The sequence below is a fragment of the Paenibacillus sp. J22R232 genome, assembly GCF_056269165.1.
This window is the reverse complement of record NZ_JBWDNK010000012.1, coordinates 56,025-71,341: the sequence shown is the minus strand read 5'-3', so window position 1 is coordinate 71,341 and position 15,317 is coordinate 56,025. Positions and strand designations below refer to the sequence as shown.

The following is a 15,317-nucleotide window of genomic DNA, read 5'->3' as shown; positions in this document are numbered from 1 at the left end:
TTTATGATTTAACAACTTGTTTCTTGAGAACAAACGGGATCAATGTCACAAGCACGAAAACAATCGCAGCAATGACGATGTATGACTTTTTCTCATGCAAAAAACTCGAGCCAAGAAAACTGTAAGCAAACGTTCCTGGAATAATTCCTAATAGCGTACCGAATAAAAATGCCGAAAAATTCACCTTGGCCACGCCGGCTCCGTAACTGATAAGATCAAACGGGAAGATGGGAATCAAGCGCAGAAGCAACATATAAACAAAACCCTTCTGCTGCATTAGATTCTCAAGCTTACCCCATTTCTCCTTCGACTTTGTTGAAACCCATTTATTGCCCAATAACCGTGCTAACCAAAATGACAACACCGCGCCTATCGTCGCGCCTGCGATCGTATACGCTGTTCCCCACAATGGTCCGAAAGCCAGTCCGCCTGCCAATGAAAGAACGGACGCCGGAAACAAAATCAAAGGACGCACCGTGTAAATGAAGATGAACAGAATTGGTGCAGCCTCTTCGAATGTTAATATCCAAGTCCTTATTCCTTCAGGACGAAGATGCAAAACAAGATGATTGAATCCTAATAAACCGATGACGGCTGCGATGAGCAGCAATGGTTTGTTTGGAACTGCTTTTATCCTATTCATCGCTAAACAGCGCGGCATAAACGCCATATCCTCTCTTTTCCAGATCCGCTTTCGGAATGAATGCCATGGCGGCAGAGTTCATGCAGAATCGCTGCCCCGTTGGCCCAGGCCCGTCTTTGAACACGTCACCCAGGAAGGAATCCGCATTCCGGCTTCTGACTTCGGTCCCGAAAAGCAAACCTTTTCGTTTAAGCACTATGTTTTCTGACTCCAGTGGCTTTGTAAAGCTAGGCCAACCTGTACACGCATCGTATTTATCCTTCGAGCTAAATAACGGCTCGCCAGAAACGATATCGACATAAATACCTTCAGCTTTGTTATCCCAGAATTCGTTGCCAAACGGCTGCTCGTCCGCGCCATGCTGCGTTACGTTATACTGGAGCTTGGTTAGCGTCTTCAACTTTTCTTCTTTGTTAAACTCTCCGTTAAATCCTTGCTTTGAGCTCATGTCCATCTCGCGATCACTCCCCAAACTTTATTTAAATTGTGCGGCATACTCGCCGTATCCTCTTTTTCCAAGTTCAGCTTTCGGAATAAATGCCATGGCAGCAGAGTTCATGCAGTACCGCAGTCCCGTTGGATTGGGTCCATCCTTGAACACATCGCCGAGAAAGGAATCTGCATAACGGCTTCTAGCTTCGGCAGCCGATGAAAAGAATCCGGATTTTTGTTTTAAAACAACATTGTTCGGTACCATCGGTTTTGTAAAACTTGGCCAGCCCGTACCGGCATCGTATTTGTCCTTTGAGCTAAACAAAGGCTCGCCGGAAACAATATCGACGTAAATGCCTTCTTCTTTGTTATCCCAATATTCGTTTTGAAACGGCGGCTCATCAATGCCGTTCTGAGTTACGTTGTATTGGCGTTTAGTCAGCATTTTCAGCTTTTCTTCCTTATTAAAATCTTTATGCACAACTGTTTTTGGAGTAATCTCCACTTCACGGTCCTTGCCCCAAACTTTATTCAAATATGCGGAGCGACCCGAGCTGAACTCGTTTAATTTGTAACGGATTCGATTTTTTTTGTAATAATCCTGATGCTCCACCTCGGCTTTATAAAACGTTGATGCCGATGATATTTTCGTTACGATCGGTTTAACAAATCTTTTGGATTGCGTTAACGCATCTCTGGATGCTTCAGCCAATTGTTTCTGTTTAGGACTACTGTAAAAAATAACGGATAGGAGATCATTTCCTCGATCAATGAATTGACCGTCTGGGTCCGTGGGATCAACGTTTCGCCAAAAAACTTGAAGAAGGTTGTCATACGTAATCAAATCCGAGTTATAACGAACCTCTACCGATTCGAGATGTCCGGTAGTTTTGGAACCCACTTCCGCATAGGTTGGATTTTCCTTATGTCCACCCGTATAGCCGCTTTCAACACGCAATACACCGTCAAGCTTTTCGAAAGCCTCTTCCATATGCCAGAAACAGCCACCGGCAAAAATAGCCGTTTCGTAAGGCGTGTTCGAATCTTCAATACCTGTTGTTAAACCTTCGTGCTCCTTCACGATTTCTTTTTTGTGAGACATACTGTAAAAGGAATACACAATGAAAACGAACAGGGCAATCGGAAACACATATAATTTGCTTTTTTTAAAAATCAATTTCCTTACTCCTCCGCGGTATCTATTGGGGATGGGGAATCCCCTCTTTTATTTTCCGTTTTTCAACATACAACAATTGCAGTAATAGGCATGCAGTTCAAGAAGTTTTTCTCTAGCAGGCTCTACGTTAAATAGATTTGCCAAGTGGACGTCGAAAAGCATGGAACCATCCGGCTGCCGATGACAAATGATAACGTACGAGGCGTTCCAGACAATAAAGACTCCTTTCACGCCCTGCTCCCGCAAAACCCCGTCAGATACAGGCTTCTCGCGGTCGCTCAGGAAAAATATATCCATTTGTGGATCCAATATTTGAACCGAGCTTATAACCTCGCATCCAAGTTCCACATTAAACTTTAACGCCAACGTATGTTTCTCAACACCGTTACCCAATCCCGTTAACCCCCTCATTTTTTTATCCGAACATCCCCCTTATTCGTGAATTTGTTTACATGCGATAGATGCTACTGCTAAGAATGGATGCTATAAGGTAAATCCAATGGTTTTCCGTTGCTCCCGATTCAATCGCCGGACCAAAGGAACGGGCTGGGCTCATTAAGCCTCCTCTAATAGGGCCGCCAAGCATGGCCATTAATCCAAACACTCCGCCAATTGCCATGCCAGCAAATGCTTTAACCGCTTTGCTAAACCCGTCATATGATTTCCATCTCCATATCTGTAACTACCTATTCAACTTTTAAAAGTTACGATTTGTACTATATCATGAACCAACATCGATTACAAGTAACTATCTAATAAACTTATATAGGTTACATTCAATAATTTTCCACATGCAAATAAGGGAGCTGCCGAGGCAACTCCCTTATCGCTTGCATAAAATCTCTATAAGTGCCATTTTATACGATGCTCTCAAAAAGGAATACTTCACCAACGGCAGATAATTTCGTTTGTCCGTAATTGGAATGGGTATCTGTCATTTGCATGAATTTCCCCTCATCAAAAAACTCGCGGCAGACCACCAAATGCTCCGTCAGGCTAGCTGAATCGTTTTTACTGCTGATCTCATCTAACTTTTTCACCAGCTCCGTTGCCTCATCGAACATGAAGAAGCGGCCTACAAATGATATCGAAAACTCCATTAAATAATAACCGCTGCCGGTTTCTTTGGCTGAATTCAAGATCAAGGTAACATCCGGCGTTGAATCGTCTTCGTCTTCATACGAATAAACATGTATTTCCCACGTTTTGGAGCAATCGCTGCAAGAGCAATCATCATGCTTGTACTTGTCTAGTTCAAACCAGCCTTTTTTCATCCATTCTCTTCCCTTTCCCCGTTCTTAGTGATTCGTTTTAGACTTCAGCATCTTCGCTTGTTTTCTTGGTCATATGCTCAACTCTTTCTAAAATCAACATAATCAATGAACCCCATGCACGACTGTCGTCTATTCCGGATAGATTATATCAAAAACACAACGCCGAGAAATCTGTGAAAAGTCATGAACTATATCTTATAAAAGATAAACAATTGATCCCAGTACATGACAAATTTCAAGCATCCATGCCATAAGTCATGATTATGGATTATAAAAGATGACGTACGGAAAATACCGCTGCTTGCGTCCTGTCGCGCAGCCCCAGCTTCGCTATTAGATTGGAAACGTGATTTTTCACAGTACCCTCCGTCAGATGCAGCAAGTTAGCCATTTCTTTATTATTGAGCCCTTGACCCAATAATGCGAGCACGTCCTTCTCTCGCTCAGTCAGTAGTCTCAGCTCATCCGGCTCGATTTTACTTAATGGATGCTCCTGATCCGGGTTTAGATCAGACATTTTTTTCAATTCTTTGAGAAGCATCGCCGTGATATCGTGTTGGAGCACCGTCCCGCCACTGTACACCGATTGAATCGCAGAGACGATCGCTTCCGAGGGCATATCCTTCAATAAATACCCATGAACGCCTTTATCCAATACTTTGAGAATGAGTTCCGCGTCATTGAAGGTGGTCAGAATCAATACCTTCGTATCCGGAAAATGATTGAGGATCAATTCCGATCCTTCCACGCCATCCATTCCCGGCATTTGAATATCCATCAACACGACATCCGGCTGCCAATCAACTACTTTGGCAAACGCATCTCTCCCGTCCTCAGCGGTTGCGACCACTTCCATACCCGGCTCCAAACCGATGATGGTCGCAAGACCGTCCCTCATAAGCCGCTGATCATCGACAATCAGGATTTTCAATTTTGTCGCTCCATTTCCGTTTTAGAATAAGGAAACTTAACTTCAACTGCAAAGCCCGTCTGTTGATCCGCACTAATATGGACGATTCCATCCCACTCCTTCACCCTTTCTTGCAAGCTCATCAAACCAAATCCCGGCTGAAGTTCGGCAGGCAGTTCACCATCATTATGTATGCTTAAAGAGAACCCGGTTTCGGCATACGCCAACAGAATGACAACATTGGTCGCATGGCCATGCTTCTGAGCATTGGTAAGGGATTCCTGTACGATTCGATATGTCGTTAATTGAAGACCACCGGGGAGGGCAATGGGGATGCCTTCGAATTTAAAAACTGTGTGGACATTTGCGTTTTTGGTAAACTCATCCGCTAAGCAGGTGAGGGTATCATTTAAAGAAGTAGACGTAATGGACTCATCTTGTATAGCCCTTACGGATAAGCGCACCTCTTGCAAAGCAGATCTAATTAAATCCTCGCATTCCAAATACGTTTGCTCACTGCGTAAAGCATCCAGCCTGCTTAGCTTGCGGGCCACTTGCATTTGAACTAACAATGCCGTTAGTTTATGTCCAACCGCATCATGAATATCCCTTGCAATTCTCACTCTTTCCCTTGCGGCTGCCCATTCCTCCGTTTGGCGCGCATAATCCTGCAGCCGCTCGTGAGATTGCTTCAATTCCGCATACAGATGCATGGTATCCCTGCTTGCCGTTTGATAAAAATGAATCAAGGAGCTTACGATACATGCAAACACGATGAATGAAATGGAAATAAAATAGCTATTTACATCAAACCGATGATACAAATACCAATCAATGCTGCCCATTGTAACCAAATAAAGCAATAGCAACGACAAACCAGTGATGATAAGCACTCGGGTATTTTTTACAAACATGAAAATGGCTAAAGCCGTAATTCCGTTAAATAAATGATTGGGGAATTTGCCATGGAAAAAAATATATCCATACGCAGCGGTTATCAGAAAATCGATGATCAGAAGCTGCACTAGCCAATGTTTTTTCATGGTGGAATAGAATAGGTTAAAGAAGAGAAACACCATCAAAGAAAATACAACAAAGCTTAGTCTCCAAAAGATCGCAACCGAGTTTTCATAATAAAACAGCCCGGTTAGGACTAAATCATATACAAACTTCAACCCGAAAAGCCATCTTAGCGAGAATGGATTTTTCCATACGATACCCGTTAATTTCAGCATTACCTATAGCTCCCTTATCATACAACTGCATGTTTGTTCCGGATAAAGTTGAAAACCCGAATCTTGACCGCTACAAACGGACGGTCATGCTTCGGCTTCAAAGAGCATCAATCAGCATTTCTCCACTTCGATATAGTCTTAACCATAACGCAATGTCCTATTAATGCATTTTAAAATATCTTTCCCGCCGTTTTCGATTGAAATGGATGGTATTTTCACTTGATTCGCACCCAAACAACCCAAAAAGGAGCTGACTCATGGCAGCTCCTTCTAACTAAAGAAATCCGCGGCCCACAATGGACCGCAGATTGACAATAAGAAGTGAATTTAGCGCAAGTAAACCGGTATGCTGTTTCCCATTAACGAAGCAGCTTGAATGACGTGCGAAGTTCTGAAATAAAGTGCTCCGGCTGCTCCCAAGCTGCGAAATGTCCGCCCTTAGGAAGTATGTTGTAGTGGATAAGATTCGGATAAGCTTTTTCAGCCCAGCTCTTCGGAGCTTCATAGAGATCATCCGGAAAGACGCTGACGGCAACCGGGAGTTTGACGCCTTTGACGGCGAAGAAGGAATGTCCGGCTTGAGCGTTCTCCCAGTAGATACGGGACGCGGAAACGCCGCAATTCGTAAACCAGAACAGCGAGATATTGTCGAGAACGTCATCGCGCGTTAAGCCTTCTTTGACACCGGCAAAAGATCTCGAGATCATATCAAGGCTCTTCCAGTCGTGGTCGAGCATAAAGGCTGCCAAACCGATAGGCGAATCCACCAGTCCGGTCAGCGTCTGCGGGCGCGTTCCCATCATAGCGGCGTAGGCGAATTTATTCTCCCAAACTTGCTCGCATGCTTTCTTCTCTTCGTCTGAAAGACCCGATGGTAGAGGATTGCCGGACCAAAGTGCCGCATCAACGTCTGGCGGGATCACGCCAGCCATGCTAGTGTGCAGGCCGATCAAGCCTTCAGGCTCCTGAACGCCCATAAAGTCAACGACAATCGCACCCCAGTCGCCGCCCTGCGCCACATACTTCGTGTATCCAAGGCGAGTCATCAGCTCCCCATAAGCACGCGCGATACGCGTAGGATCCCAGCCAGTCGTAGTCGGCTTGCCCGAGTACCCGTAACCAGGCATCGAAGGAATGACCACGTGGAAAGCATCCGATTCACTTCCGCCAAATGCCGTAGGATTGATCAATGGTTCAATAAGCTTCATCTGCTCAATGATCGAACCCGGCCATCCGTGCGCAACGATAATCGGCATAGCATCTTCATGCTTCGAACGAACGTGGATGAAGTGAATGTCCAGACCATCGATCTCGGTAATGAAATTTGGCACGGCATTGATCTTCGCCTCAATATTGCGCCAATCGTAATCGTTCGCCCAATAGCGCGCGAGTTCCTGAATTGTCGCTAGCTGCGTGCCTTGCGATTGATCTGTGACCGTTTCCTTCTCAGGCCATCTTGTCGCGTTGATACGTCTGCGCAATTCGGTTATTTCCTCTTCCGGAACATTCACGTGAAACGGACGAATAGCGTTCTTGTCTTGTTGTTGTGTCATTTTTCAATCTCCTTTTTAATTAGCAAACCATTTTTGAATTTGTGCTTGTGAAAGCTCCCACCCAGTTGATACGGAATCCGCTCCGCAACAGTAACCATCTATTTATGTTTTGTAAGTTACGAGTTGTACTATATCACGACCCGACCGGGAATACAAGTAACTATCTAATATTAGTTTTAATAGTTACTATTATAATTTAAAAGGTCCTAAGTTTCCGCGCATGCCAAATAGCCCCCGTAAACGGCGGCTCTACGAATTCCTCTTGCACTTTTTGCAACGATTTATATTCGTTTTATTCGTTGCAAATTTGAAGTTACGATCAACCGCTATGGTCTTCAAGACACTAGCTAAGGAATGATTTGGATGTTACAATAGGGACAATCCACATGTAAAAGGGAGTTGCGGCGCGATGTTATGGGACGATTTTCTGAAAAGTGACTATCACGATTGGAGAGGCAGCGGCCATTCCGAAGACCGTCTGGACAAGCCGGGATGGCTCGAGCGATGGCTGGCCGATCACAAACTTCCCTATCCGGGCGTTCCTTCCGGCGAAGACTTGGATGAGTTGAAACGGTTGAGGGGACACATGCTCCATATCGTCCAGAAATCAACAGCGAGCGAGTCCGCGGATCCCGTCGATCTCGAGGGGTTGAATAGGGCGCTGTCGGGCGGACCGATTATTCCGCGCATTGCGGGATCGGATTCAGGTTATCGCCTGGAATCCATTCCTTTACAAGCAGGCTGGTCCCGTATCCGAGCGGAGGTGGCTGCTTCCTTCGGCCGCATACTCACAGAGGGCGAGCCCTCCCGTTTGCGCATTTGCGGCAATCCGAATTGCCTGGTGGTTTACTACGACGAAACCCGGAATCGGTCCAAACGGTTCTGCGACGATAAAGTGTGCGGCAACCTAATGAAGGTCCGGCGGTTCCGCGCACGCCAAAAGGCCGCCAAAACCGGAGGAGCACCGATACAGGGCGCGTCCGAAACCTGATCCCCATAAAACAATCTTTTCAGCTTTGTCCCCATTTATGATGCAAATGGCGGAGTTAACTCTACCTGCCCATTAATTCCGAATGGTGTAGGAGCTATACTTATCAACATAAAAACTCGCCGTTTCCGGCGAGTTTTTTCTAATTATGTACGCCGTATCCTTCTCCTTTAAGGGGCTCTTTCGAAAAAACTACCAGTATCCAGATGAACAAGCTCATTAATAAGTAAAATTACGAACACTACATGTGCAATCGAAAATAGCATGATATTTATGGCTCTTGATTTGATTAGCCTGCTGCAAACAAAATAAATAAGACTGCCAAATATGAGAACGAACACAACATAATACTGAAAAAACATAAGCAAACTATCCTGGATCGGAACATTTGAAGCATGAAGCAAATGATAATAGACAAAATACATAAGTATGAGCAGTAAGTTTATCAACCACGCAAGTAGATACTTTTTTGAATGTAATATCTCAGTCACCTCGGCTTTTGCTTTGACTTATTCGTACTTCCGCAACTCTTGCACCGGGATATCTGCGGTCCACACCTTACACTATTTCCAAACGTTTCAAACGCTTAATTTGTTACATAAAATGCCATAATCGAGAAATTTTATTATTTCACGATATTAATGCCTTATCCCATTAAATACTAGTGAGTACCTTGTGTTCGCGTCAATAGAATGGAATCGTACAACAATTCTGTAAATGATCTTTCGAATCTAACGTTTGTTGACTATAGTATCAAGTTTGTTATCTAGAAGCATCGAATCTTCCTGCTATACAATGAACTCAACAAGAGCAATACAACCAAGACAGCACCGAAAGGAGCAAAAGGCATGAAATCGACAATTGAACTCCAAGAAAAAAGAAAGCGCTTACGAATTCGTTGGCATAAGCAGGATACGGAACTCACTCTTTTGGCATTGCCTACGACGATATGGTACATCCTGTTTTGTTTTTTGCCTATGTTCGGGATCATTATTGCCTTCAAAAACTTCAGGATTAGCGGCGGTTTTTTGAGCAACGTATTTAATAGTCCTTGGGTAGGCTTCAAAAACTTTGAGTTTTTATTCAAGTCGAATGACGCTTGGATCATTATTCGAAACACCATTGGATACAACATTATTTTTATCGTCCTCGGTATCGTGCTGCCCGTCCTGCTCGCTATTATGATCAGGCTGCTCCACAGCCGCAAAGCGAGTAAAGTCTATCAGACGATGATGTTCCTCCCCTATTTCCTATCCTGGGTTGTCGTCTCTGCGGTAGGCTGGGCGTTCCTGAGCTTCGATAAAGGAATTCTCAATGATATGCTCGTCAATATGGGCGGCGATCCTGTTAACTGGTACATGGAGCCGGCATACTGGCCTTACTTTCTCATCCTGTTAAATGTATGGAAGGGCTTAGGCTATGGCATGGTCATCTATTTGGCAACCATCACAAGCCTTGACAGCACTTACTATGAGGCAGCTGTTATTGATGGCGCTTCCATTTGGCAGCAGACGAGATACATCACATTGCCCATGCTCAAGCTCGTTATTGTCATGCTGTTCATTTTGGCGGTTGGACGTATCTTCTATACCGATTTCGGCTTGTTCTATCAGGTCACGCGAGATTCCAATTCGTTGTTCAACGTGTCTACCACGATCGATGTCATGGTATATAAGCAACTGAAATCCGCTACATTGGGGATGGCAGCCGCTGCCGCATTCGTACAATCTGTGCTGGGTTGTGCAACTATTCTACTCGCCAATTGGATTGTTCGCAAAATCGATCCCGATAGCGCGATGATGTAAGGAGGTATGACCATGTCAACGAAAACGACTTATGAAACAGGCCTTGAGAAATTTAACCGTACAAGCAAAGTCGTAAACATCTTTTTCAACCTGATATTTATCGTATTGGCGCTGCTCTGCGTCATACCTGTAATCGTTGTTCTATCCATATCATTCTCCAGCGAGGATTCCATACGGGAGACAGGCTATCATCTGCTCCCGGTAGCCATTTCAGGAGAAGCCTACGCCTATGTAATCAAGCAGGGTACGATGATTCTGCGGGCGCTCGGCGTATCGGCTCTTGTAACTGTGGTTGGTACTGTGCTCGGCGTGTTGCTTACCACCTCCATGGGCTACGTGCTTTCTCGCCCAACCTACAAGCTCAATGGTTTCCTGACCTGGGTCGTGTTCATCCCGATGATATTCAATGGCGGCCTCGTATCCAGCTACTTCATTAACACAAATTTATTAGGACTGAAGGACAGCGTCTGGGCACTTATTTTACCGCTCGCCGTCTCGTCGTTCAACGTAATCATTTGTAAAACCTTCTTCAAAAGCACGATTCCCGATGGGCTGATTGAATCTGCTGAAATAGATGGCGCAAGCCAGCTGAGAATCTTTTTTTCCATCATCCTGCCTATATCCTTGCCGGTCATAGCCACAATCGGGCTGTTCCTCTGCTTTTCTTATTGGAATGACTGGTTCCAATCGATGCTGTACATCGACAACCAGAACCTTTACTCGCTGCAGGCTTTGCTAAACAGCTTGATGAGCAACGTCGATGCACTTGCCAAAAATGCTGCAAGCATGGGCGTTAGCTATGCCGTGCTAGTCGCAACGATGCCGAAGGAATCTGCACGTATGGCTGTTGCCATTATCATCGTCCTGCCTGTGGCCTTCGCCTATCCGTTCTTCCAGAAATATTTTATTTCCGGACTAACGATCGGCGCTGTCAAAGGATAACCAACGAAATAAGCCGAGCTCGCTTGGTTTATGATAGATCACCTTACGGATCGTACGGTGATACAACTTCAATAAGGGGGAAATGAAATGAAGAAATCTTGGAAGCTCATCTCTATGCTCTGTACGCTCACGCTGCTGGTGGCTGCCTTAGCAGCCTGCTCCGGCTCGAATTCACCGGCTGCAACAAATGCTGCTAATGCAACGAACGAAGCTACAGATGCACCAAAGGACACGGAAACGCCTAGCAAGGATATTCCGACGCTCGTCTGGTGGACCATCGGCGGCCAAGTGCCGAACAACTTCAGCAAAGCTATCGACGCCATGAATGCATACACAGCCGAGAAAATTGGCGTGAAGATCGACATTAAAGTAGCCAGCTGGGGTGAATGGGATACCAAAATAAACACGATTGTAAATACGGGCGAGCCCTTCGACATTATGTTCACGAACAGCGGCAAATACAGCAAACAGGTGGCAATGGGCGCTTTTGCCGATATCACGGACCTAGTTCAAAGCGAAACCCCTGACTTATACAAATTGATTCCGGAAAAGGTATGGGATGGCACGAAAATTGGTGGCAAATATTATTCCGTTCCTACCTATAAGGATTCTGCGTTAACGCAATATTGGGTGTACGATGATAAATACGTGCAAAAATACAATATCGATATCAACAACATCAAAACACTGCAGGACCTTGATGCGCCTCTGCACAGCATAAAGTCCGGCGAAGGCAAGAGCTTCTACCCGTTGCCAATGACGCAAGGCGAAGGCTTGAACGGTTTCTTTAACAATTATGACGATTTAACGCTAGGCTTCTCGCCGATTGGCGTCAAAACAGACGATGCGTCACGCACGGTTGTCTCTGTTCTTGAGCAGGCTGATATTATGGCCGATCTGAAGCTCCTGCACCAATGGTATCAGGATGGCATCATCAATCCCGATGCTCCGACTAAAACGGAGAACGACAAAGGCAGGCCATTCTTTGCGGCGCAGGCATTCCCAGGCGCGGAAGTAAGCTGGCAAATCAATGATGCCGTTCAAAAGTATGACATGGTTCAGCACTTCGGACCTATTTATACAACGAGCACGATCCAAGGCTCCTTGAACGCTATCTCCGCGAATTCGAAATACAAGAATGAAGCATTGAAGTACCTTGAATTAGTTAACACAGATCCAAAGCTGCGCAATATGCTGGCCTTTGGTGAGCTGGACGTAGACTATAAAAACGTCGATGGCGAAAAGGTAATCGAGCGTACTTCCGATACTTGGCCGCTGGCTGCTTATTCCCAAGCTACGTTCTTTAACCTAGCCGTTACCAAAGGTGCTCCAGAGGATCAATGGGATCAAGTTAAGAAGCTGAACGATGCCGCGACTTCCTCCACTCTGCTAGGATTCGCGCTGGACATCAGCAATCTTCAGACGGAAGTAGCGAATTGCCAATCCGTATGGGATAAATACAAATATGAACTCATTACTGGCGCTTCCGATCCCGAGAAAGTGATTCCGAAGCTAACGGCTGAATTAAAGTCCGCTGGCATGGACACGATTATGGCAGCCGCGCAAGAGCAAATTAATAGCTATTTCAAGTAAGCCAAGGTGAATCGGGCTATCGCCGTCCTTTGGCGGCGCCTGCCCGATTCATCCCAAGAAATATTAGAGATAGCATGGCGAAACGAAAGATTTTCCTATATGTTTAATAAACATCCCTTATTGAGATACCTCGGTAGGGGATGCTTTTTCTTGCTATCTATGAAGCTTTGCTTAATCATGTTACAGTTGTAAGGTAAACGCTTACTTTAGAGCATGCTGCAGCAATTGAGGTGTCGAATGAGCTCTTTTTTACAAATCAAAATTTATCGCTACAAGTTTATCGCCTATGTCATCTTCGTCGTGGCCATTGGACTCGCCCTTGGCATTCTGACCTGTGCCATGCTGCTGAATCAATGGGTTGGCGATGCCCGTTTAGAAGCTGCTAATGCTTTCGCGGGCGTAGAGAATGAGCTTCAGTATGATGCTGATCGAATCGAGGCTTACATGCAGCGTATTTACTCCAATCATGGTCTGATGGATGATGCTCGCAGTTTTTTAAGCAGCAGTGCCGAAGGCTACTTAACCAATAGTCTGCAATACAGCCAATTCTCGCAGCCGCTCGTATCCTTCCCGGAGGATATTAAAACCTACCTTTACAGCTGGGCGCAAGGCGGAATCACGCAGGTTAGCCTGCATACCAGCCAGTATGGCAATGTCGTGCACTTTAACGATAACGGCATTGCAAGCTTCAAGTTCGGCCTGCCGAATACGGATGAAGCTTTCAACGATACCATTCTGAATGGCTTCGTATATCGCAAGAAACTATCGGATCTGGCGCTCGGCTCTAAGGAATTAGGGGAACTTCGCTTCTTGGTCAGCAGTGAACGAATTTTTAAATCCATACAAAATTATCGATTGGGAGAGGCTGCTGCCGTTAGCGCTTCCGGCGAGATCTACCTGATCGGTAACGGACAGGACCCAGACATGAACGAATTATCCCGTCTAGCGGTAGCGAATGGACGCAGTCATGGTTATATTTCCAGGGGACTTTTTGAACATAGCTTTTTTATCGCCTTCCCGTCCACAAAGTTCAATTTCAAATTCGTCAGCATCGTTGATTTGTCCATGCTCATCCGGCAGCATGCCAAGATGCTGATCACTATTTTCCTGATCGTATTAACAACCATGATTAGCGTACTCTTGCTCATCGTGTACAATATGCGGGACGATTCCCGCTTCCTGCACCGCATCATTCAATCGATAGGACGCGTCAAGACAGCCAATTTCACGCCTAATCGCCCTGCCCGTTACCGTCGCAACGAGTACGGGATGATCGCAAGGGAATTGGACGATATGATTCAGCAGCTCGATAAGCATATCCGGAATGAATATTTGCTTAAACTAAAGCAGCAAGAAACCGAGATGAAAGCACTCCAAAATCAGATTAACCCTCATTTTCTATATAATACGCTAGAGGTCATACGTTCCACCGCTCTCGTTAACCAGGATAGGGATACCGCTGATGCCATCGCTACCTTAGGGGCCCTCTATCGCGAAATAGTCAAAAAGGAAAATATTATAACGCTGGCAAGCGAGCTTGAGTTGCTGCAGAAGTACTTAGAGATTATGGAGTTTAAATATCCGGAACGTTTTTTTTATCAAGTCAATGTGGACCCGGCGCTACTCTCGATTCCCACCGTGAAATTTTGGATGCAGCCCTTGGCTGAAAACTTTTTCATCCACGGCTTTAACGCTAGCAATGCGTTTAACTTGTATATCGTGAACGGCTGGGAAGCTGAACATTGTTATGTGTTAGAATTCGTGGATAATGGGCGCGGCATTCAATCGGAGCGTTTACATGCGGTACGAACCACACTGTCTAACCAAGATGACAATTCCTCCGAGAGCATCGGCTTGCGCAACGTATACACAAGGCTTCACTTCTTTTATGGAAAAAGCTTTTCCATAGAGATTGGAAACAATGAGGAAGCTGGAGTGAAGATTTCTGTACGGATTCCAAAAGAGGTGATTGAAGATGTACAAACTGCTGATCATGGATGACGAACCGCAGATTTTGGAGGGCATGAAGCGAATTCTAGACTGGAAACAATACGGTTTCAGTCGAATAGATACCTGCGAATCTACCGAGGTGGCCATGTCTAAGGTCGTGGACCTGCTGCCGGATGTCGCGATCTTTGATGTCTGCGTTGGCAAGGATCTTGGCTACGAAGCGATCCAAAGACTGAACGAGCTCCAAATTCCTACCAAGTATGTCATCATGAGCGGTTATAGTGAATTCAAGTATGCCCAAGAGGCCATTCGTTGTGGCGTTAAAGATTATTTGCTCAAGCCTTTGGATCGTACGAAGCTGCAGCAAGTGATCGAGAAAATTATTGTTGAAGATCTGGGTGGTACGATAGGCAATATAAGCTGCGAGAGCTTGAACAAGGATCCGGTACTTGGTGTAAGCTATGACCGCTTATCCAAGCTGGTCAACCGCATACTGCTGATGATCAAGAGCGAGTATGCTCAGAATATTACCTTGAAATCAGTCGCGGAGCTCTTCCAGATGAACAGCACCTATCTCGGCCAATTATTCCTTAAAGAATCCGGAATGAAATTTTCGGAATACCTCATGGCGTACCGGATGCTGCTCGCACAAGAACGCATTCAATCATCGGATGAGAAGATTTCTTCGATCGCCGTTTCCGTAGGCTACAACAATCTCAACTACTTCTATACTCACTTTCAAAGCTTTTTCGGGAAATCTCCCTCTGATCTGCGGGGAAAAGGATAATAACGATCAAGGCAGAATGGAGAATATG

General features: G+C 45.3%; 15 protein-coding genes. 6 read left to right on the top strand and 9 right to left on the bottom strand.

Annotated features, from left to right (window positions below; all coding sequences use genetic code 11):
- Window position 1: 1 nt before the first annotated feature.
- From AC0YN3_RS25650 to AC0YN3_RS25610, 9 genes are all read right to left on the bottom strand, one after another.
- Window positions 2-670, bottom strand: coding sequence for a TVP38/TMEM64 family protein (locus AC0YN3_RS25650; RefSeq protein WP_475777761.1), 669 nt, complete (start codon window positions 668-670; stop codon window positions 2-4).
- Entirely contained in the window at window positions 636-1,097 is a 462-nt protein-coding gene (gene msrB, locus AC0YN3_RS25645; RefSeq protein WP_475777760.1) for a peptide-methionine (R)-S-oxide reductase MsrB, read from the bottom strand. The genes AC0YN3_RS25650 and msrB overlap by 35 nt, the downstream gene beginning before the upstream one ends.
- A 21-nt stretch (window positions 1,098-1,118) precedes the next feature.
- A complete protein-coding gene (gene msrA, locus AC0YN3_RS25640; protein WP_475777855.1) occupies window positions 1,119-2,177 on the bottom strand; it encodes a peptide-methionine (S)-S-oxide reductase MsrA in 1,059 nt (352 codons plus the stop codon).
- Window positions 2,178-2,300: 123 nt separating this feature from the next.
- Window positions 2,301-2,645: a hypothetical protein gene (locus AC0YN3_RS25635; RefSeq protein ID WP_475777759.1), complete on the bottom strand. Its 345-nt coding sequence runs from the start codon at window positions 2,643-2,645 to the stop codon at window positions 2,301-2,303.
- Window positions 2,646-2,700: 55 nt separating this feature from the next.
- The gene (locus tag AC0YN3_RS25630) at window positions 2,701-2,871 is read right to left on the bottom strand and encodes an aquaporin (protein WP_475777758.1); all 171 of its coding nucleotides are present in this window, start codon (window positions 2,869-2,871) and stop codon (window positions 2,701-2,703) included.
- A 238-nt stretch (window positions 2,872-3,109) separates the two neighbouring features.
- A complete protein-coding gene (locus tag AC0YN3_RS25625; RefSeq protein WP_475777757.1) occupies window positions 3,110-3,526 on the bottom strand; it encodes a hypothetical protein in 417 nt (138 codons plus the stop codon).
- A gap of 268 nt (window positions 3,527-3,794) precedes the next feature.
- Entirely contained in the window at window positions 3,795-4,457 is a 663-nt protein-coding gene (locus AC0YN3_RS25620; RefSeq protein ID WP_475777756.1) for a response regulator, read from the bottom strand.
- A complete protein-coding gene (locus tag AC0YN3_RS25615) occupies window positions 4,454-5,671 on the bottom strand; it encodes a sensor histidine kinase (protein WP_475777755.1) in 1,218 nt (405 codons plus the stop codon). The genes AC0YN3_RS25620 and AC0YN3_RS25615 overlap by 4 nt, the downstream gene beginning before the upstream one ends.
- Before the next feature lie 359 nt (window positions 5,672-6,030).
- A complete protein-coding gene (locus AC0YN3_RS25610; RefSeq protein WP_475777754.1) occupies window positions 6,031-7,224 on the bottom strand; it encodes an epoxide hydrolase family protein in 1,194 nt (397 codons plus the stop codon).
- 409 nt (window positions 7,225-7,633) lie between these two features.
- Here AC0YN3_RS25610 and AC0YN3_RS25605 point away from each other — a divergent pair, with 409 nt between their 5' ends.
- The 6 genes from AC0YN3_RS25605 (at window position 7,634) to AC0YN3_RS25580 (ending at window position 15,289) form a co-directional block, all read left to right on the top strand.
- Window positions 7,634-8,215 (top strand): CGNR zinc finger domain-containing protein, encoded by a 582-nt coding sequence (locus tag AC0YN3_RS25605; protein WP_475777753.1) that lies wholly within the window; start codon window positions 7,634-7,636, stop codon window positions 8,213-8,215.
- 845 nt (window positions 8,216-9,060) lie between these two features.
- Complete coding sequence (locus AC0YN3_RS25600; protein WP_475777752.1) at window positions 9,061-10,017, top strand: ABC transporter permease; 957 nt, start codon at window positions 9,061-9,063, stop codon at window positions 10,015-10,017.
- Window positions 10,018-10,029: 12 nt separating this feature from the next.
- Entirely contained in the window at window positions 10,030-10,959 is a 930-nt protein-coding gene (locus AC0YN3_RS25595) for a carbohydrate ABC transporter permease (RefSeq protein WP_475777751.1), read from the top strand.
- An 87-nt stretch (window positions 10,960-11,046) separates the two neighbouring features.
- Window positions 11,047-12,552, top strand: a complete 1,506-nt coding sequence (locus AC0YN3_RS25590) for an ABC transporter substrate-binding protein (protein ID WP_475777750.1) — start codon at window positions 11,047-11,049, stop codon at window positions 12,550-12,552.
- Window positions 12,553-12,789: 237 nt separating this feature from the next.
- A complete protein-coding gene (locus AC0YN3_RS25585) occupies window positions 12,790-14,553 on the top strand; it encodes a sensor histidine kinase (RefSeq protein ID WP_475777749.1) in 1,764 nt (587 codons plus the stop codon).
- Complete coding sequence (locus tag AC0YN3_RS25580) at window positions 14,528-15,289, top strand: response regulator transcription factor (protein ID WP_475777748.1); 762 nt, start codon at window positions 14,528-14,530, stop codon at window positions 15,287-15,289. Before AC0YN3_RS25585 ends, AC0YN3_RS25580 begins: the two co-directional genes overlap by 26 nt.
- The last annotated feature ends 28 nt before the right edge of the window (window positions 15,290-15,317 follow it).

What these genes read in the sequence shown, in the direction of transcription:
- AC0YN3_RS25585 (WP_475777749.1), top strand. Translation starts at nt 12,790, where the DNA reads ATGAGCTCTTTTTTACAAATCAAAATTTATCGCTACAAGTTTATCGCC.
- AC0YN3_RS25625 (WP_475777757.1), bottom strand. Translation starts at nt 3,526, where the DNA reads ATGAAAAAAGGCTGGTTTGAACTAGACAAGTACAAGCATGATGATTGC.
- AC0YN3_RS25595 (WP_475777751.1), top strand. Translation starts at nt 10,030, where the DNA reads ATGTCAACGAAAACGACTTATGAAACAGGCCTTGAGAAATTTAACCGT.
- AC0YN3_RS25580 (WP_475777748.1), top strand. Translation starts at nt 14,528, where the DNA reads ATGTACAAACTGCTGATCATGGATGACGAACCGCAGATTTTGGAGGGC.
- AC0YN3_RS25630 (WP_475777758.1), bottom strand. Translation starts at nt 2,871, where the DNA reads ATGGCAATTGGCGGAGTGTTTGGATTAATGGCCATGCTTGGCGGCCCT.
- AC0YN3_RS25590 (WP_475777750.1), top strand. Translation starts at nt 11,047, where the DNA reads ATGAAGAAATCTTGGAAGCTCATCTCTATGCTCTGTACGCTCACGCTG.
- AC0YN3_RS25650 (WP_475777761.1), bottom strand. Translation starts at nt 670, where the DNA reads ATGGCGTTTATGCCGCGCTGTTTAGCGATGAATAGGATAAAAGCAGTT.
- AC0YN3_RS25605 (WP_475777753.1), top strand. Translation starts at nt 7,634, where the DNA reads ATGTTATGGGACGATTTTCTGAAAAGTGACTATCACGATTGGAGAGGC.
- AC0YN3_RS25615 (WP_475777755.1), bottom strand. Translation starts at nt 5,671, where the DNA reads ATGCTGAAATTAACGGGTATCGTATGGAAAAATCCATTCTCGCTAAGA.
- AC0YN3_RS25610 (WP_475777754.1), bottom strand. Translation starts at nt 7,224, where the DNA reads ATGACACAACAACAAGACAAGAACGCTATTCGTCCGTTTCACGTGAAT.
- AC0YN3_RS25600 (WP_475777752.1), top strand. Translation starts at nt 9,061, where the DNA reads ATGAAATCGACAATTGAACTCCAAGAAAAAAGAAAGCGCTTACGAATT.
- msrA (WP_475777855.1), bottom strand. Translation starts at nt 2,177, where the DNA reads ATGTCTCACAAAAAAGAAATCGTGAAGGAGCACGAAGGTTTAACAACA.
- msrB (WP_475777760.1), bottom strand. Translation starts at nt 1,097, where the DNA reads ATGGACATGAGCTCAAAGCAAGGATTTAACGGAGAGTTTAACAAAGAA.